Annotated in this window: 18 protein-coding genes; 9 read left to right on the top strand and 9 right to left on the bottom strand. The window is 60.7% G+C overall.

Annotated features, from left to right (window positions below):
* The first annotated feature begins 57 nt into the window (after positions 1-57).
* From arsC to AC07W4_RS22235, 3 genes are read left to right on the top strand one after another with little or no spacing between them, the layout of a single operon-like run.
* The gene (arsC, locus tag AC07W4_RS22245; protein ID WP_008051490.1) at positions 58-411 is read left to right on the top strand and encodes an arsenate reductase (glutaredoxin); all 354 of its coding nucleotides are present in this window, start codon (positions 58-60) and stop codon (positions 409-411) included.
* Complete coding sequence (wrbA, locus tag AC07W4_RS22240; protein WP_008003645.1) at positions 408-1,004, top strand: NAD(P)H:quinone oxidoreductase; 597 nt, start codon at positions 408-410, stop codon at positions 1,002-1,004. Before arsC ends, wrbA begins: the two co-directional genes overlap by 4 nt.
* 1 nt (position 1,005) lies before the next feature.
* Positions 1,006-1,431 carry a DUF2069 domain-containing protein gene (locus tag AC07W4_RS22235; protein ID WP_495034001.1) on the top strand — a complete coding sequence of 142 codons (426 nt, stop codon included), beginning with the start codon at positions 1,006-1,008 and terminating at the stop codon, positions 1,429-1,431.
* A gap of 89 nt (positions 1,432-1,520) precedes the next feature.
* On the opposite strand, the gene AC07W4_RS22230 is transcribed toward AC07W4_RS22235, so the two are convergent.
* On the bottom strand, positions 1,521-2,195 hold the full coding sequence (locus AC07W4_RS22230) for a DNA-3-methyladenine glycosylase I (protein WP_495034000.1): 675 nt from the start codon (positions 2,193-2,195) through the stop codon (positions 1,521-1,523).
* A gap of 129 nt (positions 2,196-2,324) precedes the next feature.
* On the bottom strand, positions 2,325-3,149 hold the full coding sequence (ttcA, locus tag AC07W4_RS22225; protein ID WP_008051493.1) for a tRNA 2-thiocytidine(32) synthetase TtcA: 825 nt from the start codon (positions 3,147-3,149) through the stop codon (positions 2,325-2,327).
* Positions 3,150-3,431: 282 nt separating this feature from the next.
* On the opposite strand from ttcA, the gene AC07W4_RS22220 reads away from it, so the two are divergent.
* Together AC07W4_RS22220 and AC07W4_RS22215 are read left to right on the top strand one after the other, a co-directional pair.
* Positions 3,432-4,034 carry a Yip1 family protein gene (locus AC07W4_RS22220; RefSeq protein WP_008051494.1) on the top strand — a complete coding sequence of 201 codons (603 nt, stop codon included), beginning with the start codon at positions 3,432-3,434 and terminating at the stop codon, positions 4,032-4,034.
* Between the two features lie 157 nt (positions 4,035-4,191).
* Positions 4,192-4,686, top strand: coding sequence for a SprT family zinc-dependent metalloprotease (locus AC07W4_RS22215; protein WP_495033999.1), 495 nt, complete (start codon positions 4,192-4,194; stop codon positions 4,684-4,686).
* A 135-nt stretch (positions 4,687-4,821) separates the two neighbouring features.
* Here the strand turns inward: AC07W4_RS22215 and AC07W4_RS22210 are convergent, their stop codons facing one another.
* Together AC07W4_RS22210 and AC07W4_RS22205 are read right to left on the bottom strand one after the other, a co-directional pair.
* Positions 4,822-6,003, bottom strand: coding sequence for a CaiB/BaiF CoA transferase family protein (locus AC07W4_RS22210; RefSeq protein ID WP_495033998.1), 1,182 nt, complete (start codon positions 6,001-6,003; stop codon positions 4,822-4,824).
* Between the two features lie 144 nt (positions 6,004-6,147).
* Complete coding sequence (locus tag AC07W4_RS22205) at positions 6,148-7,482, bottom strand: dicarboxylate/amino acid:cation symporter (RefSeq protein ID WP_495033997.1); 1,335 nt, start codon at positions 7,480-7,482, stop codon at positions 6,148-6,150.
* A gap of 338 nt (positions 7,483-7,820) precedes the next feature.
* On the opposite strand from AC07W4_RS22205, the gene AC07W4_RS22200 reads away from it, so the two are divergent.
* The gene (locus tag AC07W4_RS22200; RefSeq protein WP_495033996.1) at positions 7,821-8,819 is read left to right on the top strand and encodes an AraC family transcriptional regulator; all 999 of its coding nucleotides are present in this window, start codon (positions 7,821-7,823) and stop codon (positions 8,817-8,819) included.
* Between the two features lie 151 nt (positions 8,820-8,970).
* Here the strand turns inward: AC07W4_RS22200 and AC07W4_RS22195 are convergent, their stop codons facing one another.
* The 3 genes from AC07W4_RS22195 to AC07W4_RS22185 all read right to left on the bottom strand — a co-directional run bounded on the left by AC07W4_RS22195 (position 8,971) and on the right by AC07W4_RS22185 (position 11,714).
* Positions 8,971-10,317 carry an ATP-binding protein gene (locus AC07W4_RS22195; RefSeq protein ID WP_495033995.1) on the bottom strand — a complete coding sequence of 449 codons (1,347 nt, stop codon included), beginning with the start codon at positions 10,315-10,317 and terminating at the stop codon, positions 8,971-8,973.
* Complete coding sequence (locus tag AC07W4_RS22190) at positions 10,314-10,991, bottom strand: response regulator (RefSeq protein ID WP_495033994.1); 678 nt, start codon at positions 10,989-10,991, stop codon at positions 10,314-10,316. Before AC07W4_RS22190 ends, AC07W4_RS22195 begins: the two co-directional genes overlap by 4 nt.
* 120 nt (positions 10,992-11,111) lie before the next feature.
* Positions 11,112-11,714, bottom strand: a complete 603-nt coding sequence (locus AC07W4_RS22185; protein ID WP_008051512.1) for a hypothetical protein — start codon at positions 11,712-11,714, stop codon at positions 11,112-11,114.
* Positions 11,715-11,860: 146 nt separating this feature from the next.
* Between AC07W4_RS22185 and AC07W4_RS22180 the strand changes: the two genes are divergently transcribed.
* Positions 11,861-12,652 (top strand): dienelactone hydrolase family protein, encoded by a 792-nt coding sequence (locus AC07W4_RS22180; RefSeq protein WP_495033993.1) that lies wholly within the window; start codon positions 11,861-11,863, stop codon positions 12,650-12,652.
* Between the two features lie 153 nt (positions 12,653-12,805).
* A complete protein-coding gene (locus AC07W4_RS22175) occupies positions 12,806-13,531 on the top strand; it encodes a 4'-phosphopantetheinyl transferase family protein (protein WP_495033992.1) in 726 nt (241 codons plus the stop codon).
* Between the two features lie 124 nt (positions 13,532-13,655).
* On the opposite strand, the gene AC07W4_RS22170 is transcribed toward AC07W4_RS22175, so the two are convergent.
* On the bottom strand, positions 13,656-15,266 hold the full coding sequence (locus tag AC07W4_RS22170; RefSeq protein ID WP_008051515.1) for an ATP-binding protein: 1,611 nt from the start codon (positions 15,264-15,266) through the stop codon (positions 13,656-13,658).
* The gene (locus AC07W4_RS22165) at positions 15,263-15,985 is read right to left on the bottom strand and encodes a response regulator (protein ID WP_008051517.1); all 723 of its coding nucleotides are present in this window, start codon (positions 15,983-15,985) and stop codon (positions 15,263-15,265) included. Before AC07W4_RS22165 ends, AC07W4_RS22170 begins: the two co-directional genes overlap by 4 nt.
* Before the next feature lie 738 nt (positions 15,986-16,723).
* On the opposite strand from AC07W4_RS22165, the gene AC07W4_RS22160 reads away from it, so the two are divergent.
* Positions 16,724-19,618: a ribonucleoside-diphosphate reductase subunit alpha gene (locus tag AC07W4_RS22160; protein ID WP_495033991.1), complete on the top strand. Its 2,895-nt coding sequence runs from the start codon at positions 16,724-16,726 to the stop codon at positions 19,616-19,618.
* Positions 19,619-19,783: the final 165 nt, after the last annotated feature.

The raw sequence follows: 19,783 nt of genomic DNA, 5'->3' as shown, positions 1-19,783 counted from the left end.
GGATTGCGCGCCGCACAGTTAGAATAGCCGCCACCTTACGCAAGATGCGACCCGCTCATGACCGATCTGACGCTTTATCACAACCCGCGCTGCTCGAAATCCCGCGGTGCGCTCGAACTGCTTGAAGTCCGTGGCCTGACCCCGACCGTGGTCCGTTACCTGGAAACCCCGCTGGACGCCGCGCAGATCCAGAGCCTGCTGGGCAAACTCGGGATCAGCGCCCGGCAATTGCTGCGCACCGGCGAGGACGAGTACAAGACCCTCGACCTGGCTGACAGCAGCCTGAGCGAGGCGCAATTGATCGCCGCCATCGCCGCCCACCCGAAACTGATGGAGCGACCGATTCTTGAAGTCGGCGACAAGGCCATCATCGGCCGCCCACCGGAACAGATCCTGGAACTGTTGCCATGAGTGCACCGTACATTCTGGTTCTGTACTACAGCCGCAGCGGCTCGACCAACGAAATGGCCCGGCAGATCGCCCGTGGTGTCGAACAGGCCGGGCTTGAGGCCCGTCTGCGCACGGTGCCGGCGATTTCCACCGAGTGCGAAGCCGTTTCGCCGGAGATTCCCGACGAGGGCGCGCTGTATGCCAGTCTCGACGACCTGAAGAACTGTGCCGGTCTGGCGCTTGGTAGCCCGACCCGCTTCGGCAACATGGCCGCGCCGCTCAAGTACTTTCTCGACGGTACCAGCAACCTGTGGCTGACCGGTGCCCTGGTGGGCAAACCGGCCGGTGTGTTCACCTCCACGGCGAGCCTGCACGGCGGCCAGGAAACCACCCTGCTATCGATGATGCTGCCGCTGCTGCACCACGGCATGCTGATCACAGGCCTGCCCTACAGCGAGTCGGCACTGCTGGAAACCCAGGGCGGCGGCACGCCATACGGCGCCAGTCATCACGCCGGTGCCGACGGCAAAAGCGGCCTGGATACCCATGAAGTGGCGCTGTGCCGGGCACTCGGCATGCGCCTGGCCAAGACTGCGCAGAAACTGGAGAGCTGAGGTGGCCAAGAAGCCGAAGATCCTGCCCGCCCTCGAATGGCTCGAACCACGGGTCAAGGCGATGCGCGCCATCAGCCTGCTGTGTTTTTTCGGCCTGGTGGGGCTGCTTTGCGTTTACTACCTGGCGGTCGCCGACCTGCACGGTGCACGCCCTTGGGTGATTCTGTTGATCGAGCTGGTGCCGCTGCTGATTCTGGCGCCGGGGATGATCATCGGCAGCCCACGCGGGCATTCGTGGATGTGCTTTGTGGTGAACCTGTATTTCATCAAGGGCGCATTGGCTGCCTATGACCCGAACCGGCAAGTCTTTGGCTTGCTGGAGATGGGCGCGAGCCTGGCGGTATTCTGCTCGGCGCTGTTGTATGTGCGCTGGCGGTACCAGTTGAACCGCAAGCTGGCTGGCGAGGGTGAGATTTCCGTCGCCTGACCAGACGCCTTCGCGAGCAAGCCCGCTCCCACATCTGATCGCATTTCAAATGTGGGAGCGGGCTTGCTCGCAAAGGGGGCGACGCGGTCTCAATGATTGACGGTGTAAGCCAGCATCATCGAAATCTGGCTCATCGGCCGCCCGCCACTTTCCTCATGCCACTGGTTGAACACGTCCTGCACCAACGCCAGGTCGCGCAGACTGCTCGGCACCTTGTCGACGATGTCCTGCGCATTGAGCGCCGCCACCACGTCATAGCTCGGCACAAAGGTGTCCTTGCCGATCATCCGCAAGAAGCGCGGGGCTGACAGCCCGCCCAACTGATGTCCGCGTTTTTTCAGGAAGGTCCAGAGCCCGACGATATCGGTCACCGGCCAGTCGGCGATCAGCGCACCGAAGCTGCCCTTTTCATAGGCGACGTCCAGTATGAACTGCGCATTGCGCGGCACGCTCTTGAGCTTGCCCAGGTGACGGATGATCCGCGTGTCCTGCATCAGGCGCTCAAGGTGCTCGGCGCTCATCAGCACGACTTTTTCCGGGTCGAACTTGAAGAACACTTCTTCGAAGGCCGGCCACTTGGCATCCACCAGGCTGTGCTTGAGCCCGGCGCGGAATACCCGCAACGCCATCATCGAGAGGTAGCGATCGTCGCTGATCTTGCGCAGTTGCGCCGGGGTCTTGGGAACGGGCAGATGGGCTTCCAGTTCAGCCGCCGAACCGAAGCGGTTCAGACAGTATTCATTGAGCCACTTGTAATCGCGCATGCCCTCTCCTGAGGATTGAAACGAAAAACCAAAGTGGGAGCGGGCTTGCTCGCGAAGGCGGTGCGTCATTCAACATTGATGTCGACTGACACTACGCATTCGCGAGCAAGCCCGCTCCCACAGTTTTAATCAGAGGTTGACCACGTTGACGAATCGCGAAGCCGCGCTTTCGTCGATCTTGAGGCTGGTGAAGTCGAACAGGTTGCGGTCCGCCAATTGCGACGGGATCACGTTCTGCAGGCTGCGGAAAATGCTCTCGGTACGGCCTGGGGTCTTGCGCTCCCAGTCCAGCAGCATTTCCTTGACCACCTGACGCTGCAGGTTCTCCTGGGAACCGCAGAGGTTGCACGGAATGATCGGGAATTGCTTGAAGTCCGAGTAGGCCTGGATGTCTTTTTCGTTGCAGTAGGCCAGCGGGCGGATCACCACGTTGCGACCATCATCAGCGCGCAGCTTCGGTGGCATGGCCTTGAGCGAACCGTTGAAGAACATGTTCAGGAAGAACGTTTCGACGATGTCGTCGCGATGGTGACCGAGTGCCATCTTGGTCGCGCCGATTTCATCGGCAAAGGTGTATAGCGTGCCACGACGCAGGCGCGAGCACAGCGAGCAGGTGGTCTTGCCTTCCGGAATCAGCTCCTTGACCACCGAATAGGTGTCTTTCTCGACGATGTGGTACTCGATCCCCAGCTCCTTGAGGTAGGCCGGCAGCACGTGCTCCGGGAAACCCGGCTGTTTCTGGTCCATGTTCACGGCCACGATCTCGAATTTGATCGGCGCGACCTTCTGCAAGTGCATCAGCACATCGAGCATGGTGTAGCTGTCCTTGCCACCGGACAGGCAGACCATGACCTTGTCGCCGTCTTCAATCATGTTGAAATCGGCAACTGCCTCACCGGCCAGTCGGCGAAGGCGCTTTTGCAGTTTGTTCTGGTTGACCGTGAGAGTGCCCATGACGCGAAATCCGTGAGGTGTGACGAAAGGCCGGCATTTTACGCAAAAACACCTCAGGGGCGAAGTGCCTCGCCAAATGGGCTGTTCGCCACAGACCCCGCGGCGATTAACAACTGTGTTTACAGCGCGATTTGCTCTAAAGCCCCTACTCCCACTGGGGAAACTCCTCCCTATACTGCGACATAAGGTCGCGTACAAATTCAGACCTATGACTTGCTTGGCCGCATTGGCCCGTAGGCGCTCCGCTGGGGGGCGATGGTAAAAACAAGAGGAGTGACTGGCATGATCCATCACGTAGTGGGGCTCTTCACCCACCCTGACCAAGAATGGAAAGAAATCCGTGGCGACCAGGAGGAAAGCATCAGCCACATGTACCTGACCCATACGCTGATCCTGGCGGCGATCCCCGCCGTGTCTGCCTTTATTGGTACCACACAGGTCGGCTGGGTCATCGGCAATCGACCGCCCGTCATGCTGACCGTAGAAAGCGCGATATGGATGACGATCATGTCGTACCTGGCGATGCTCGGCGGTGTCGCGGTAATGGGCGCATTCATCCACTGGATGGCCCGCACCTATGACGCCAACCCAAGCCTGGCCCGCTGCATTGCGTTTGCAACCTACACCGCTACACCGCTGTTCATCGGCGGCCTCGCGGCCTTGTACCCACACTTGTGGCTGGGGATGATCGTCGGCACCGCCGCCATCTGCTACACGGTGTACTTGCTGTATGTGGGCTTGCCGACATTCATGAACATTCCATCTGACGAGGGTTTCCTGTTTTCAAGTTCAGTGCTCGCCGTAGGCCTGGTGGTGCTGGTCGCCATCATGGCATTCACAGTAATTGTCTGGGGACTCGGCGTGGGCCCGGTCTACACCAGTTAGCCGCTCATCACTGAAAATCGGAACTGCCGACAAGGGCCGCCGCAAGGCGGCCTTTTCTTTCTTCAGCAACGAGGCGGCACACGACCATTCATCAACCTGGCGATTCGCAAGGTCCGAGTGTTGCGGCATACTCGAGCGCTCTGGAGATCCATCAAGCATGCCCGAGCAACTCAATACCCGCGTCGAAGACTGTTTCCAACTAGCCGAATCCTTTTTCAAACGACCTTTCAAACGCCCCGTGGTGAGCCTCAAGCTGCGCGGGCAAAAAGCCGGTGTCGCGCATTTGCACGAGAACCTGCTGCGCTTCAACCCGCAGCTGTACCGGGAAAACGCCGAAGACTTCCTCAAGCAGACCGTGGCCCATGAAGTCGCGCACCTGATCGCCCACCAACTGTTCGGCGACCGCATCCAGCCCCATGGCGAAGAGTGGCAATTGATCATGCGCGGCGTATATGAACTGCCGCCCAACCGCTGCCACACCTATGACGTCAAACGCCGCAGCGTGACCCGCTACATCTACAAGTGCCCGTGCGCCGACAGCGACTTCCCGTTCTCGGCCCAGCGCCACAGCCTGGTTCGGCAAGGGCGGCGGTATCTGTGCCGGCGGTGTCGCAACACCTTGGTGTACAGTGGGGAGATGCGGGTCGAATAGCGAGATTTGTGGTGGCTGTACTGGCCTCTTCGCGGGCAAGCCCGCTCCCACAGTGGCCGGGGTTGTCCACAGAACTTGTCATCGACGCGAATCCCTGTGGGAGCGGGCTTGCCCGCGAAGAGGCCGGAGCAGACGCTAGAGAATTACCTTGGCGAACCGCAATTGAGCAATCCGCTCAACGCTAAACCCCAACTCCCCCAACACCTGATCGGTATGCTGCCCCAGCGCCGCGCCAATATGCCGAGGCTCAGGCAAGCCCTCTGAAAACTTCAGCGGGCATGCCATCTGCGCCTGGGTTGAACCATCGTCCCGCGGCACATCGGTCACCAACTCCCGCGCTTGCAACTGCGGATGACACAGCGCTTCTCCCAGGCTCAACACCGGTTCGACGCACGCATCCAGTTCCGCGAACAGCGCACGCAACTCGGCAAAATCATGCTTTTCGAATTCGACCCTCAGCGCGTCTTTTAGCTGTTTCTGCTGCGCCGGTTGCGGTGACAGGCCGAGGCCAGCCAGTTCCTCCAGCCCCAACGCCGCGCACAACTGCTTCATGAACACCGGCTCCAGGCTGCCCACCGACAGCCAGCGCCCATCCCGGGAGCGGTAGTAATCGTAAAAGCTGCCGCCATTGAGCACCTGGTTTTCCGGCCCCGGCTCGACGCCGCAGGCCAGATACCCGGCACCCGCCAGCGCATTCAGGCTGAACGCGCAGTCGGTCATGCTGACATCCAGGTGCTGGCCCTGACCGGTTTGCTGCCGGGCGATGACCGCCGCCAGCAGGCCAATCACCCCGTGCAGCGAACCACCGGCGACATCCGCCACCTGCATGCCCAGCGGCAGCGGCCCACTGTCGGCACGGCCGGTGTAACTCGCCAGTCCGGACAGGGCCAGGTAGTTGATGTCATGGCCGGCGCGGTCCTTGTAGGGGCCGGTCTGGCCGTAGCCGGTGATCGACACATAAATCAGTTTTGGATTGATCGCCTTCAGGGCTTCGTAGCCCAGGCCCAGACGCTCCATGACACCCGGACGGAACTGCTCGAGCACGATGTCGTAGTCCTGCAGCAACGACCTGATCACCTCAAGGGCCTCAGGCTGTTTGAGGTCCAGGGCGAGGCTGCGCTTGTTGCGGTTGAGGTAGGCATGACTGGCTGACACGCCTTGATCGTGGGGCGGCAACACCCGCAACAGGTCCATGCGAGTCGGTGATTCGATGCGCAGCACTTCGGCGCCCATGTCCGCCAGCAGCAACGAGGCGAACGGCCCCGGCAGCAGTGTCGAGAAATCCAGAACCTTGAGTGATGCCAGTGGACCGAGCATGAGCGTTCTCCCTTGACGATGCCCACAGCCTAGGCAGCCGATCGCTTTGCAGCAATCACCTTATACGCCACGAGCAGTGACCGTTACGCTCAAACGCCGGGCATGAAAAAACCCGCCGAAGCGGGTTTTTCATCAGGACAAGGCTTACTTGGCGTTAGCCGGGGCTACCTCTTCGACGTGGCCCAGAACATCGTCTTTAGGCTCGTCGGCAATGCCGCGACCGCCCGAAGCCAGTTCGGCTTGCAGCACGTCGGTGTCCAGTTCCTTGACCCACTTGGCCACAACGACAGTGGCAACGGCGTTGCCGATCAGGTTGGTCAGGGCGCGTGCTTCGGACATGAAACGGTCGATGCCAAGGATCAGCGCCAGGCCGGCAACCGGCAGGTGGCCAACGGCGGACAGGGTCGCAGCCAGTACGATGAAACCGCTACCGGTCACGCCCGCAGCGCCCTTGGACGACAGCAGCAATACCACCAGCAGGGTGATCTGGTGCGTGATGTCCATGTGGGTGTCGGTTGCCTGGGCAATGAACACCGCGGCCATGGTCAGGTAGATGGCGGTACCGTCGAGGTTGAACGAGTAACCGGTCGGGATCACCAGACCCACGACGGATTTCTGCGCACCCAGACGCTCCATCTTGATCAGCATCCGTGGCAGTACCGATTCCGAAGAAGAAGTACCCAGCACGATCAGCAGTTCCTCACGGATGTAGCGGATCATCTTCAAAACGCTGAAGCCGTGCATGCGGGCAATGCCGCCCAGCACGATCAGGATGAACAGCAGGCAGGTGATGTAGAAGCACGCCATCAACTGACCCAGTTGCACCAGCGAGCCGACACCGTAGGCACCGATGGTGAATGCCATGGCACCGAAGGCACCGATTGGCGCGAGCTTCATGATCATGTTGATGATGTTGAACATCACGTGGGCGAAGCGATCGATGAAGTCGAGGATCGGCTTGCCGTAGGCACCCAGGCGATGCAGGGCGAAACCGAAGATCACCGAGAACATCAGCACTTGCAGGATGTCGCCGGTGGCGAAGGCGCCGACGATGGTGGCCGGGATCACGTTCAGCAGGAAGCCGACGACGCTTTGGTCCGCACCAGCTGCAACATAAGTGGCAATCTTGGAGGCATCGAGGGTGGCGACGTCGATGTGCATGCCATTGCCCGGCTGCACGATGTTGACCACGACCAGACCGACCAGCAGTGCGATGGTCGAAACGATCTCGAAGTACAGCAGCGCGTAGCCACCGGTCTTGCCGACCGACTTCATGTCCTGCATACCGGCGATACCGCTGACAACGGTACAGAAGATGATCGGGGCGATGATCATTTTGATCAGCTTGATGAACCCGTCACCCAGTGGCTTAACGGCCACACCGAGCTGTGGGTAGAAGTGACCGAGTGCGATACCGATGACAATTGCAACGATCACCTGGAAATACAGGGATTTGTACAGTGGCTGACGAGTCGTCATTGCAAAGTTCCTCAAGGGTGCCCGGTGTCAACATCCATCTGTTGCCCGCTACACCGCAATTGCGAACCCTCCTGCACTGGAGGGATTTGTTTTTTCGAGCTGCGCAACGGCAGGCCTCTGCACGCTGTATCGCAAGGCCCGTGCCACCTTCCGTAAAATCCCTGCAAGCCTTTTGATATCAGGGGTTGCAGCCAATTCCCTGTCACCGAACGGTTACAAGCATGTGGCGGGTTTCCGCCCTTCCACTAATAGTCGCCCTGCAATTTGGCGGATATCCGCCCTGTTCATGCCCGCAGTGCGCAGCTACCATCCGTCGATCAACGGTCAGATCTGCTGCCATGCGCGAACGCACCATTGCCAGTCATTTCGCCCGCGCCGCCCTGGGTGGCGCGCGTCGGCATGGCTACGACTATTCGGGCCTGCTCCAGCAATTGGGCATCAGCCCCGAGTTGCTGGACGAGCCCCGGGCACGCATCGCTCCGGAGCAGTTCACCCAACTGATCCAGGCGCTATGGCTGGCGCTGGACGACGAGTACCTGGGGTTCGGGCAAGCCCCAAGCAGGCCGGGTAGCTTCGCGATGATGTGCCATGCCGTGATTCATTGCCGCAATCTGGAAAAGGCACTGCATCGCGGCTTATTGTTTTATAGCCTATTCCCCGGGGCTCCGCGTTTGACCCTGAGCCGAGAAGATGAATGGGTGCGCTTGAGCCTGGACGACTCGCGACTCTGGGACCCGGATCATTTCCTCAGCGAAAGCCTGCTGGTGATCTGGCACCGTTTCGGCAGCTGGCTGATCGGCCAGCGCATTCGCCTGGAGCAGGCCACGTTCAGCTACCCAAGGCCCGAACACGGCGCCGAGTACGACCTGCTGTTTTCCTGCCCGCTTGAGTTTTCCAGGCCCCAGAGCAGCCTGTTGTTCCACAGCCGTTACCTGGCCATGCCGCTGTTGCAGGACGAACGCACCCTCAAGCATTTCCTTGAACGCTCCCCCGCCGACCTGCTCTCGCGCCCGGACGATGGCGACAGTTTGAGCAGCCGCCTGCGGCGCTTGCTCAGTCGTGACAGTTCACACTGGCCCGACCTGGAAGCCGTGGCCGCCCACCTGCACATTAGCCCGCAGACCTTGCGCCGGCATTTGCGGGAAGAGGGTTCGAGCTTTCAGGAGTTGAAGGACCAATTGCGCCGGGACATCGCGATTTATCACCTGAGCCGCGCCGACCTGTCGTTGCAACAGATCGCCGAGCAGCTGGGGTTTTCCGAGCCGTCGGCGTTTCACCGGGCGTTCAAGAAGTGGACCGGGCTGACACCGGGGGCCTATCGGGCGCAGGAGCACTAAATTTCAAGGCCGATTTTTTGCTGTATTCACTGGCCTCTTCGCGGGCAAGCCCGCTCCCACATTTGACCCCGTTCCGTCAGAGGGAACTCGATCGAATGTGGGAGCGGGCTTGCTCGCGAATGGGCCAGTAGATGCACTATCAAACTCCCGGTCAAACCACCGGAAAGTAAATCCTGAACGCCGCCCCGCCCATCGGTGAGTCCCCAAGGGTCAGCTTGGCGCTGTAGCTTTCGATGATGTCCTTGACCACCGCCAGGCCGATGCCCTGCCCCGGGTGCTGGCGGTCCAGGCGCTCTCCGCGCTCGAGAATCCGTGCGCGCTGATCCTGTGGTACGCCAGGGCCGTCATCCTCGACACACAACTCGGTGCCGCTGAGGGTTTCACGCACGCTGATGCGTATTTCGCCCAGGCAAAGGCGATAGGCGTTTTCCAGCAGATTGCCCATCATCTCCAGCAGAGCGCCCTGCTCGATCGGTACGTAGCACGGGTCGGGCAGGTCGAACGCGACGTGCACGCGCTTGTCGCGATAGACCTTGTCCAGCGTGTCGCACAGGCTTTTCAGTACCGGCCGCAAGTGCACCTGATGACGTACCAGGCCGCTTTTGCGCAGGCTGGCGCGCTGTAACTGGTAGCTGATCTGCTGGCTCATGCGTTCGATCTGGGTTTGCAGCACCCAGGCCTGATCGCGATCCTCGGGACGCTGGGCCAGGTCCTCACTGACGCCTTGCAACACCGCCAGCGGCGTTTTCAGGCTATGGGCCAGGTCGTCGAGGGAATCACGGTAGCGACTGCGCTGCTCACGCTCGCTGTGCAGCAAACGGTTGAGGGAACCGGTCAGGCGCAGCAATTCCCGGGGGTGTTCCTCACTGAGGCTTTCGCGGGTGCCACCCTCGATCTGGTCCAGTTCCTGGCTCAAGCGCCGCAATGCCTGCAAGCCCCAGGTCAGACCGATCCACAGCAACGCCAGCAGCACCAGCAGTGCCGCGCCAAAACCCAGATAGAGATTTTCCCGCAGGCCTTCGAGGGTCAGCTCGTACTCGCGAACCGGCTGCAACGCCACTATGCTGAAGGCTGCACTTTTGCCGCCGAGCAACTTGACCTCGACGTCGTAGACGAAGAACTCCTGGCCATTGGCTTCGCGGATCCGGGCAAATTCGCTGCCACGTCCGTCGTAGCGCGGCTTGTAGTTGATGCGTTCTTCCTGGGTCGCCTTCGAACGCCAGACCAGATGCCCTTCACGGTCATAGATGTAGCCGAGCAATCGGCTGTCGGTGAGGTTGAAGCGCTCGTCGGGCAATTGCGCCGGCATCTGCAGGCTGTTGTTCTCCACCCTGGCGGCGGAGATCAGCGTTGTAACGTCGGATGCCAGGCGCTGCTCGATGGAGTCCTGCAGCGCCAGGCTGAAGGCACCCTGCATGGCCGGCAGCAACGCCAGCATGAACAACACCGCCAACAGCGTGGCGGCGAGCATCAAGCGTATGCGCAGCGAACGGATCAAGTGCAACGCTCGTTGAACAGGTAACCCAGGCCGCGCACGGTGTCGATCGGCTTGAACCCGCCCGCCCCCTCCAGTTTGCGGCGCAGACGACCGACCAGCACCTCGATCACATTCGGATCGCGCTCGTCGTCATCCGGGTAGAGCTGTTCCATCAAGCGATCCTTGGGCACCACTTGCTGATGATGGCGCATCAGGTATTCGAGAATGCGGTACTCATACGCGGTCAGTGCCAGCGGCTGTTCATCGAGGGACGCCTGCTTGCGGTTCAGATCCAGCAGTAGCGGGCCAGCGACGATGGTCGACTGGGTGAAACCGCTGGAGCGACGCAGCAAGGCATTCAGGCGGGCCTCCAGCTCTTCGAACTGAAACGGCTTGACCAGGTAATCATCGGCGCCGGCGGCCAGGCCTTCGACCTTGTCCTGCCAGTTGCCGCGCGCGGTGAGGATCAGGATCGGGAAGCTCTTGCCGCTTGAGCGCAACTGACGGATCAGATCGAGCCCGCTCATGCCCGGCAAACCGAGGTCGATCACCGCCAGGTCAAAGTTGAACTGTCCCGTCTGGTACAGCGCCTCCTCGGCGTTGGCCACGGACTCGACCACGTGGCCGCTCTCCGTCAGGCGGGTTTGCAGGTGATGACGCAGTAGCGCTTCATCTTCGACGACCAGCAATTTCATATTGCTCTCCCGGGCAAATCAACATCTCCAGAGGCGCAACGTCGCACCTCAATAGCTAACATGGCAACGCCGGATCAGTCACTCGGACTGATCCGGCGCGGGCCGTTCACGAAACGCTTGTCAGAAAGCGTAGTTGGCGGACAGGTAGGTCTGGGCGCTGCTGGTCAGGTCCAGCGAACCCTGCTTGCTGCCGCCGCGCTCACTCATCTCGGTGCTAGCGTTGCTGCGCAGATAACGGTACCCCAGTTCAACCGAGGTGTTCTGCGAAACCTGTTGCAGTACACCCATCTGGCCACCGATGGCGTAGCCGATATCGCTGTCGCGGCTGAAGCCTGGCGACTCCTGAGTCATTTTGGTCAGGCCGGCCGTGGCACCACCGAACAGCCTGGTGCTGCCGCCCACCGGGTAGAACAGATCGTAGCTGCCCAGGAGATTTTCCTGACGCAGTTTAATGCCGTTGTGGGAGCCCGACACATTGTCGTAAGTGGCGTAGTAGCGACCCTTGGTGTTTTGCTGGCCGAGACGAACGCCCCAGGTGGTGTCCTTTCCGATCACTCCATCGGCGTTCGGATGATTGAGATTGTCGTTCAGTGCGTGGGATTTTTTGACCTTGTCGCTGGTCTGTCCAAGAGTAAGGCTGGCAAAGTTGTCGTCGGACGCCAAAGCCGCTGTGCTTGCGCCCAGAACCGTGAATGCCAGAAGCAGTTTTTTGAATCCAGTCATTGGGGAGTTTCCTCATGTGCCGTTTGTTTTTTGGGTACGGAGCAAGGTTACGCACCGCGCCCTGAACTCCCCCTGAACGCACTCTGAACCTGGGCTGAACAGCCCCCTTCCGAATGTTTCGACACGTTTCAACAGGAGTTCCGACCATGCGCCTGTTCCTCGCTGTCCTCCTGCTGGCCCTGAGCGGGCTCAGCCAGGCCGCCATCCAGACCCGGGAAATCCCCTACCAAAGTGCCGACGGCACGAAAATGATCGGCTATTACGCTTATGACGATGCCATCAAAGGCCCGCGCCCCGGGGTCGTGGTGGTGCATGAGTTCTGGGGCCTGAACGACTACGCCAAGCGTCGCGCCCGCGATCTCGCCGGCCTGGGCTACAGCGCCCTGGCCATCGACATGTACGGCGACGGCAAAAATACCGAGCACCCCAAGGACGCCATTGCCTTCATGCAGGCGGTGGCGAAAGACAGTGCCGTATCGAGCGCGAGGTTTCAGGCCGGGCTCGACCTGCTGAAGAAACAGCCGCAAACCGACCCGAATAAAATTGCCGCCATCGGCTACTGCTTCGGTGGTGGCGTGGTGCTCAATGCCGCCAGACAGAGCGTGCCATTGGCAGGCGTGGTGAGTTTCCATGGCGCGCTGGCAACCAATACGCCGGCAACGCCGGGCAGTGTCAAAGCGAAAATACTGGTGGAACACGGGGCGTTGGACAGCATCGTCACCCCGGAGAACATCACGGCGTTCAAGAGCGAGATGGACAAGGCCGGCGCCGACTACCAATTCGTCAGCCTCGACGGCGCCAGGCACGGCTTCACCAACCCGGATGCCGATCGACTGGGCCATGGCGATCATGGCGGGCCGGACATTGGCTACAACAAGGCCGCGGATGAAAAGTCGTGGGCGGACATGCAGGCGTTTTTCAAGAAGATTTTCAACTGAGCCGGTAGACCGCTTCGCGAGCAGGCTCGCTCCCACAGGAATTGTGCAAGCGACACAGATCCACTGTGTGAGCGAGCCTGCTCGCGAAGGCCGCACCACCGATCAGAAGCTTTGCACTACCCAGCCTCAAGCCAACCCGGCAAAATGCCTTATATGAATCCAGCCCCCGCCCTGCCCTTCTGCTGCACGCCCCTCGATGACCATTGGCCGCTGCCGTTCCTGCTGCCCGATACGGTCCTGCTGAGCACTCATTTCGATAGCACCCGACTGGCCAGCGATGACTTTCAGCGCAGTGCTGTCGAAGCACCGGCGAGTATCCAGCGCTCGGTGGCCAAACGGCAGGCGGAGTTTCTCGCCGGGCGAGTGTGCGCCCGGGCCGCGTTGCAGCGACTGGAAGGCTTGAGCTTCATTCCCGCCATCGGTGAGGACCGGGCACCGGTCTGGCCTGCTCATATCACAGGCTCGATCACCCACAGCACTGGCCGGGCCGCGGCGATCGTGGCGAACAAAGACCATTGGCGCGGCCTGGGCATGGACCTGGAAAACCTGCTCAATGCCGAACGGGCCGAACGCCTGGCCGGGGAAATCCTCAATCCGCCGGAGCTACAGCGCATGGCGGCCGCTGATCACGATCGACGGGCGTTGCTGGTCACCCTGACTTTCTCGGTCAAGGAAAGCCTGTTCAAGGCGCTCTATCCGATCGTTCAGCAACGCTTTTACTTCGAACATGCCGAAGTGCTGGAGTGGCGTGAGTCGGGCGAGGTTCGGCTGCGATTGCTCACTGATCTGTCCAGCGAATGGCGCAATGGCACCGAGCTGGATGCGCAGTTCGGGGTCAAGGACGGGCAGTTGTTGAGTCTGGTCAGTATCAGGGCCTGACGATTTTCGGTGCTTGGTATGCCCCCTTCGCGGGCAAGCCCGCTCCCACAGGTTTTGTGTCGTATACAAGTCAACTGTGGGAGCGGGCTTGCTCGCGAAAGCGGTTGAACATTCGCCGGAAATCTCAACGCTTCTCCTGATTGCGCGGCCAGCTCAGGCTGAAACATGCCCCGCCCAGGCTCTTGCTCTTGCCGATCAACGCGCGCCCGTCGTGCCAATGGATGATGCGCCGCACGATCGACAACCCCAGTCCATGCCCGCCCGACGCACGGGTGCGGCTGTCGTCCAGACGCAGGAACGGCGTGAAGATCTTCTCCCACGCCGACTCCGGCACACCCGGTCCGTCATCCTCGATATCCACCCGGCATCGCTGCTGCCCTACCTGATAGCTGATGGTCACCCGTGATTGCGCATGGCGCATGGCATTGGTCACCAGGTTCTGGATCGCCCGATGCAGATAGCGCGGTTCAGCCTCGACCCAGGCGTCGTCGTTGTCGGCGGCCGACAGGCACAACCCGCGTTGCACAGTAACGTCGGCGCGCAACGGCGCCAGCTCTTCGATCACCTGATCGACCAAGGCATCCAGATCGATCCGCTGAAAGTTCAGCGCCGGCGAGCCCTGCTCCAACCGCGCGTAGGTCAGCATCTCGTCCACCAGCCGGTCGAGATCCTCGATGTCGTGGTCCATGCCCTGGCAGTATTTTTCCAGGGCTTGCGGCGTGGTGGCCGAACCGATCATCTCCAGGCCAAAGCGCAGGCGCGCCACCGGTGTGCGCAATTCGTGGGACACCGCGCGCACCAGTTCGCGCTGGATCGCCAGCAACTGCTGCAAGTGTTCGGCCATGCCATTGAACGCCGAGGCCAGCCGTCCCACCGAGTCCGCACCGCGCGCCGGCACACGGGTTTCCAGGCTGCCCTTGGCGATACGCGTGGCGGCGGCTTCCAGGCCACGCAAACGTCGCTCGAGCTGGCGCACCAACAGATAGACGATCAAACCGATCAGCGTCAGGCCCAGAGCGGCGATCAGCACCAGCCACTCCGGCGGATAGGGATTCATCTGATACAAAGGGCCGATTTCCAGGACCCACGGTGTGCCCACCATGCCGGCAAACACCCTGATCGAATCCCCCCCCTTGCCCAGCGCCATCACGGTGTCACCTTCGGATACCCGGCGGCTCTGGTCTTCATCCATGTCTGCCTCGTCGACCGTGACCAGACGCAGGTCGAAGCCGAAACCCTTGCTTTCCTTCAATTGCGCCAGGCGCAAGGGCTGGTCGGCAACCGGGGTGCGCACCAGTTCATCGGTCAACAGGTAGATGGTCGCCCGGGCCAGTTGCTCACTGATCTGCTGCACTTCCCCGGTGAGCATCAACTGCTCCTTGTCGCTGAGCAGCTTGTAGACCTTCGCCGCGTGCGGTCCGGTCTGTTCCACCAAAGCCTGGCCGCGCAACACACGGGTGCGCTGGGTCAGGTCGAGGTCGGTCTCGGCAAAGGTTTTCAGCGCCAGCGGAATCCCCAGCAGCCGCTCCCACACCAGCAAGGCCCGGTGGCGCTCGGTCTGGTTCATCGGTTGCAGATTATCGGCCATCAGCGAGAACGTGCCGTGGGCCAGGCGTTCGCGGTATTGCTCGCTGCGCACCTCATTGAGCAGGTGCAACGCCAGCACACCGAGCACCGCCACCAGAATCAGCGCGGCGCACATGCCGCCATAGATACGCAGGAAGATCGAGTTCACAGGGACGGGTCTACGCAAGCCTCGGGAACGAACAGATAGCCTTTGCTGCGCACGGTCTTGATCAGCCGTGGATGCTCCGGATCATCGCCGATCTTCGGGCGGATGCGCGAGATGCGCACATCGATGGAGCGGTCCTGACCGTCATAGCCGATGCCCCGCAGCGCGGTGAAGATCTCTTCCCGGGAGAGGATGCGCCCGGCATTGGCCACCAATAGCCAGAGCAGGTCGAATTCGGCGCTGGTCAACTCGATGCCGTTGCCCTGCAACCAGGCTTCGCGCAAGGCGTTGTCGACGATCAACGGACCGAACTGTAGACGCCGCTGTTTTTCCGGGGCGACTTCGGGCGTCTCACTGCGACGCAGCAAAGCCTGGATACGCGCCAGCAGCAAACGCGGGCGTACCGGTTTGCAGACGTAATCGTCAGCCCCCAGGTCCAGGCCGAGAATCTGGTCAGTGTCATCGGTGCGGGCAGTAAGCATCAGGATCGGGCCGTCATAGCGGGCGCGGACCTTGCGACAAATGCTCAGGCCATCTTCACCGGGGAGCATCAGGTCGAGGATCACCAGGTCCGGTTGTTCCTTGATGATGCGATTGGCAGCAAGCGCACCATTGCCTTCGATCGATACACGCAGGCCATTGGCTTCCAGGTAATCGCGGGTCAGTTCGGCCAGTCGCTGGTCGTCCTCCACAATCAATACCTGCCAGGCTTCTTGCTCCACGGGTGACCTCTGCTTGCCAAAAACACTAATAAGGAAGGATCCGCCCGTCTTTTTGTAATGATTCGGGGGGATAAATATGTATACACGCTGGGCCGATTGTATAAACGCCGCCCGTCGAGAACACAAGCGGGTAAATGCGTTCGGACAACACGCTTTTTTGTGATAGGGTTCGCGCCCTTAAAAATCCGCCCGGGCGTTTTCGATGGTTGAAAATCGCTGAAAAAAGGTCCGGTCCAGCAGCGTCGCGGCCTACACGCCGATTACCTCTTTCACACACAATTTACGCACAGGTTTATCCACAGGTAGTACGTTGCAATCCCCCCCTAAAACGCATTATCTTGTACCCCGGCGCTAAAAAACCCCTAGATGTAGGGTTTTGCGCAAAAAACCAAACACAAACCAGACACCAATTTCAAGCGCTTTTACTGCCTCTGTCCGGTTGAACCCTACGTATTTTTGAAAGACCAAACCGCGCGTGCGGATGGCTACTGTATTTCGGCCCCAGTGGTGAAAACGGTACGGGTGTTGCAGTCCAGAACTGTCACCTCAAAGGACCCCGGTCTCAGGCCCATGGCGTGAGACCAAAGACTTCGGCATGGAAGCGGCGCCCTATAGCCCCCTTCCTGATCTGTCCCGAAGTTGTTATGCCCGGCCCTCGCCGGTTGTAGTGCTTCAGGACGGAACGGTGGGCACCGTGAAGGTGCCCAAACAAACATAGAGAATGTGGAGACACCCCCCATGCAAACCGACACAACTCGCGAGAACCCGCAGGGCACCTTGCCGCAGGCCGCTGATTCGAATTCGGATCTGTCCGCCACCGCGCCAGGTCAGTTGCGTGTGATCAAGCGTAACGGCACTGTCGTTCCCTACACCGATGACAAAATCACCGTCGCCATCACCAAAGCGTTCCTCGCAGTTGAAGGCGGCACCGCTGCTGCCTCGTCGCGAATCCACGACACCGTTGCCCGCCTGACCGAACAGGTCACCGCGACCTTCAAGCGTCGCATGCCATCGGGTGGCACCATCCACATCGAAGAAATCCAGGACCAGGTCGAACTGGCCCTGATGCGTGCCGGCGAGCAGAAAGTGGCCCGCGACTACGTGATCTACCGTGACGGTCGTTCGAAAGAACGCGCTGCCCACGCACCGGCAGAAGAGGCGGTCAACGCTCACCCGTCGATCCGCATCACCCGTGCCGACGGCAGCCTGGCGCCACTGGACATGGGCCGCCTGAACACCATCGTCACCGAAGCGTGCGAAGGCCTGGAAGAAGTCGACGGCGACCTGATCCAGCGCGAAACCCTGAAGAACCTGTACGACGGCGTGGCCCTGAACGACGTCAACACCGCCCTGGTGATGACTGCCCGTACCCTGGTTGAACGCGAGCCGAACTACTCGTTCGTGACCGCGCGCCTGCTGATGGACACCTTGCGCGGCGAAGGCCTGGGCTTCCTCGGCGTGGCCGAGAGCGCCACTCACCACGAGATGGCCGACCTGTACGCCAAGGCGCTGCCGGCCTACATCGCCAAGGGTATCGAATACGAGCTGCTGAACCCTGAGCTGGCCTCCTTCGACCTGGAAAAACTGGGCAAGGCGATCAACCACGAGCGCGACCAGCAATTCACCTACCTGGGCCTGCAGACCCTGTACGACCGTTACTTCATCCACAAGGATGGCGTGCGTTTCGAACTGCCGCAGATCTTCTTCATGCGCGTGGCCATGGGCCTGGCGATCGAAGAGAAAGACCGCGAAGCCCGTGCCATCGAGTTCTACAACCTGTTGTCGTCCTTCGATTACATGGCTTCGACCCCGACCCTGTTCAACGCCGGCACCCTGCGTCCACAGCTGTCGAGCTGCTACCTGACCACCGTGCCGGATGACCTGTCGGGCATCTACCACGCGATCCACGACAACGCCATGCTTTCGAAATTCGCTGGCGGCCTGGGCAACGACTGGACCCCGGTTCGTGCGCTGGGTTCGTACATCAAGGGCACCAACGGCAAGTCCCAGGGCGTCGTACCGTTCCTGAAAGTCGTCAACGACACCGCCGTTGCCGTTAACCAGGGTGGCAAGCGCAAAGGCGCTGTGTGTGCCTACCTGGAAACCTGGCACATGGACATCGAAGAGTTCATCGAGCTGCGCAAGAACACCGGTGATGACCGTCGTCGTACCCACGACATGAACACCGCCAACTGGATCCCTGACCTGTTCATGAAGCGCGTCTTCGATGACGGCAAGTGGACCCTGTTCTCGCCGTCCGAAGTACCGGACCTGCACGACCTGACCGGCAAGGCCTTCGAAGAGCGCTACGAGTACTACGAAGCCCTGACCGAGTACCCGGGCAAGGTCAAGCTGTTCAAGACCATCCAGGCCAAAGACCTGTGGCGCAAAATGCTGTCCATGCTGTTTGAAACCGGCCACCCGTGGCTGACCTTCAAGGACCCGTGCAACCTGCGCAGTCCGCAGCAGCACGTAGGCGTGGTCCACAGCTCGAACCTGTGCACCGAGATCACCTTGAACACCAACAAGGACGAGATCGCGGTTTGCAACCTGGGCTCGATCAACCTGCCGAACCACATCGTCGACGGCAAGCTGGACACCGCCAAGCTGCAACGCACCGTGAACACCGCCGTGCGCATGCTCGATAACGTGATCGACATCAACTACTACTCGGTGCCGCAAGCGAAGAACTCCAACTTCAAGCACCGTCCGGTCGGCCTGGGCATCATGGGCTTCCAGGACGCCTTGTACCTGCAGCACATCCCTTACGGTTCCAATGCAGCCGTCGAGTTCGCCGACAAGTCGATGGAAGCGGTCAGCTACTACGCGATCCAGGCTTCCTGCGACCTGGCCGACGAGCGCGGCGCCTACGACACCTTCCAGGGTTCGCTGTGGTCCAAGGGCATCCTGCCGCTGGATTCGCAACAGATCCTGATCGAGGCCCGCGGCCAGAAGTACATCGATGTCGACCTGAACGAATCCCTGGACTGGGCTCCAGTTCGCGCCCGTGTACAGAAAGGCATCCGTAACTCGAACATCATGGCCATCGCACCGACCGCGACCATCGCCAACATCACCGGCGTATCGCAGTCGATCGAACCGACCTACCAGAACCTGTATGTGAAATCGAACCTGTCGGGCGAATTCACCGTGATCAACCCGTATCTGGTTCGCGACCTGAAGGCTCGCGGCCTGTGGGACTCGGTCATGATCAACGACCTGAAGTACTACGACGGTTCGGTGCAGCAGATCGAGCGCATCCCGCAAGAACTCAAAGAGCTCTACGCGACTGCCTTCGAAGTGGACACCAAGTGGATCGTCGACGCCGCCAGCCGTCGTCAGAAGTGGATCGACCAGGCTCAGTCGCTGAACCTGTACATCGCCGGCGCTTCGGGCAAGAAGCTGGACGTGACCTACCGCATGGCCTGGTACCGTGGTCTGAAAACCACTTACTACCTCCGTGCCCTGGCTGCGACCAGCACCGAAAAGTCGACCATCAACACCGGCAAGCTGAATGCTGTTTCCAGCGGCGGCAACCACGGTGACGACTCGGTCCTGGCAGCTCCTGCCGGCCCTGCTCCAGTGCCAAAGGCTTGCGCCATCGACGAGCCGGATTGCGAAGCTTGCCAGTAAGCTGAGCCAGCAAGCACCGAAAGGTGCTTGCTCGAAACCCCCGATCTGCCTCTGGCGGGTCGGGGGTTTTCTTTTGCCCTTGAAAAGATCGCAGCCTCGCTTCGCTCGACAGCTCCTACAGCTAACCGCAATCCCCTGTAGGAGCTGTCGAGCGAAGCGAGGCTG

Source organism: Pseudomonas sp. GW821-FHT02A08 (genome assembly GCF_059422045.1).
This window is presented reverse-complemented; position numbering and strand designations above follow the sequence as displayed.

What these genes read in the sequence shown, in the direction of transcription:
- AC07W4_RS22185 (WP_008051512.1), bottom strand. Translation starts at nt 11,714, where the DNA reads ATGACTGGATTCAAAAAACTGCTTCTGGCATTCACGGTTCTGGGCGCA.
- ttcA (WP_008051493.1), bottom strand. Translation starts at nt 3,149, where the DNA reads ATGGGCACTCTCACGGTCAACCAGAACAAACTGCAAAAGCGCCTTCGC.
- AC07W4_RS22210 (WP_495033998.1), bottom strand. Translation starts at nt 6,003, where the DNA reads ATGCTCGGTCCACTGGCATCACTCAAGGTTCTGGATTTCTCGACACTG.
- AC07W4_RS22205 (WP_495033997.1), bottom strand. Translation starts at nt 7,482, where the DNA reads ATGACGACTCGTCAGCCACTGTACAAATCCCTGTATTTCCAGGTGATC.
- AC07W4_RS22200 (WP_495033996.1), top strand. Translation starts at nt 7,821, where the DNA reads ATGCGCGAACGCACCATTGCCAGTCATTTCGCCCGCGCCGCCCTGGGT.
- AC07W4_RS22230 (WP_495034000.1), bottom strand. Translation starts at nt 2,195, where the DNA reads ATGCGCGATTACAAGTGGCTCAATGAATACTGTCTGAACCGCTTCGGT.
- AC07W4_RS22220 (WP_008051494.1), top strand. Translation starts at nt 3,432, where the DNA reads ATGATCCATCACGTAGTGGGGCTCTTCACCCACCCTGACCAAGAATGG.
- arsC (WP_008051490.1), top strand. Translation starts at nt 58, where the DNA reads ATGACCGATCTGACGCTTTATCACAACCCGCGCTGCTCGAAATCCCGC.
- AC07W4_RS22180 (WP_495033993.1), top strand. Translation starts at nt 11,861, where the DNA reads ATGCGCCTGTTCCTCGCTGTCCTCCTGCTGGCCCTGAGCGGGCTCAGC.
- AC07W4_RS22190 (WP_495033994.1), bottom strand. Translation starts at nt 10,991, where the DNA reads ATGAAATTGCTGGTCGTCGAAGATGAAGCGCTACTGCGTCATCACCTG.
- AC07W4_RS22215 (WP_495033999.1), top strand. Translation starts at nt 4,192, where the DNA reads ATGCCCGAGCAACTCAATACCCGCGTCGAAGACTGTTTCCAACTAGCC.
- AC07W4_RS22160 (WP_495033991.1), top strand. Translation starts at nt 16,724, where the DNA reads ATGCAAACCGACACAACTCGCGAGAACCCGCAGGGCACCTTGCCGCAG.
- wrbA (WP_008003645.1), top strand. Translation starts at nt 408, where the DNA reads ATGAGTGCACCGTACATTCTGGTTCTGTACTACAGCCGCAGCGGCTCG.
- AC07W4_RS22175 (WP_495033992.1), top strand. Translation starts at nt 12,806, where the DNA reads ATGAATCCAGCCCCCGCCCTGCCCTTCTGCTGCACGCCCCTCGATGAC.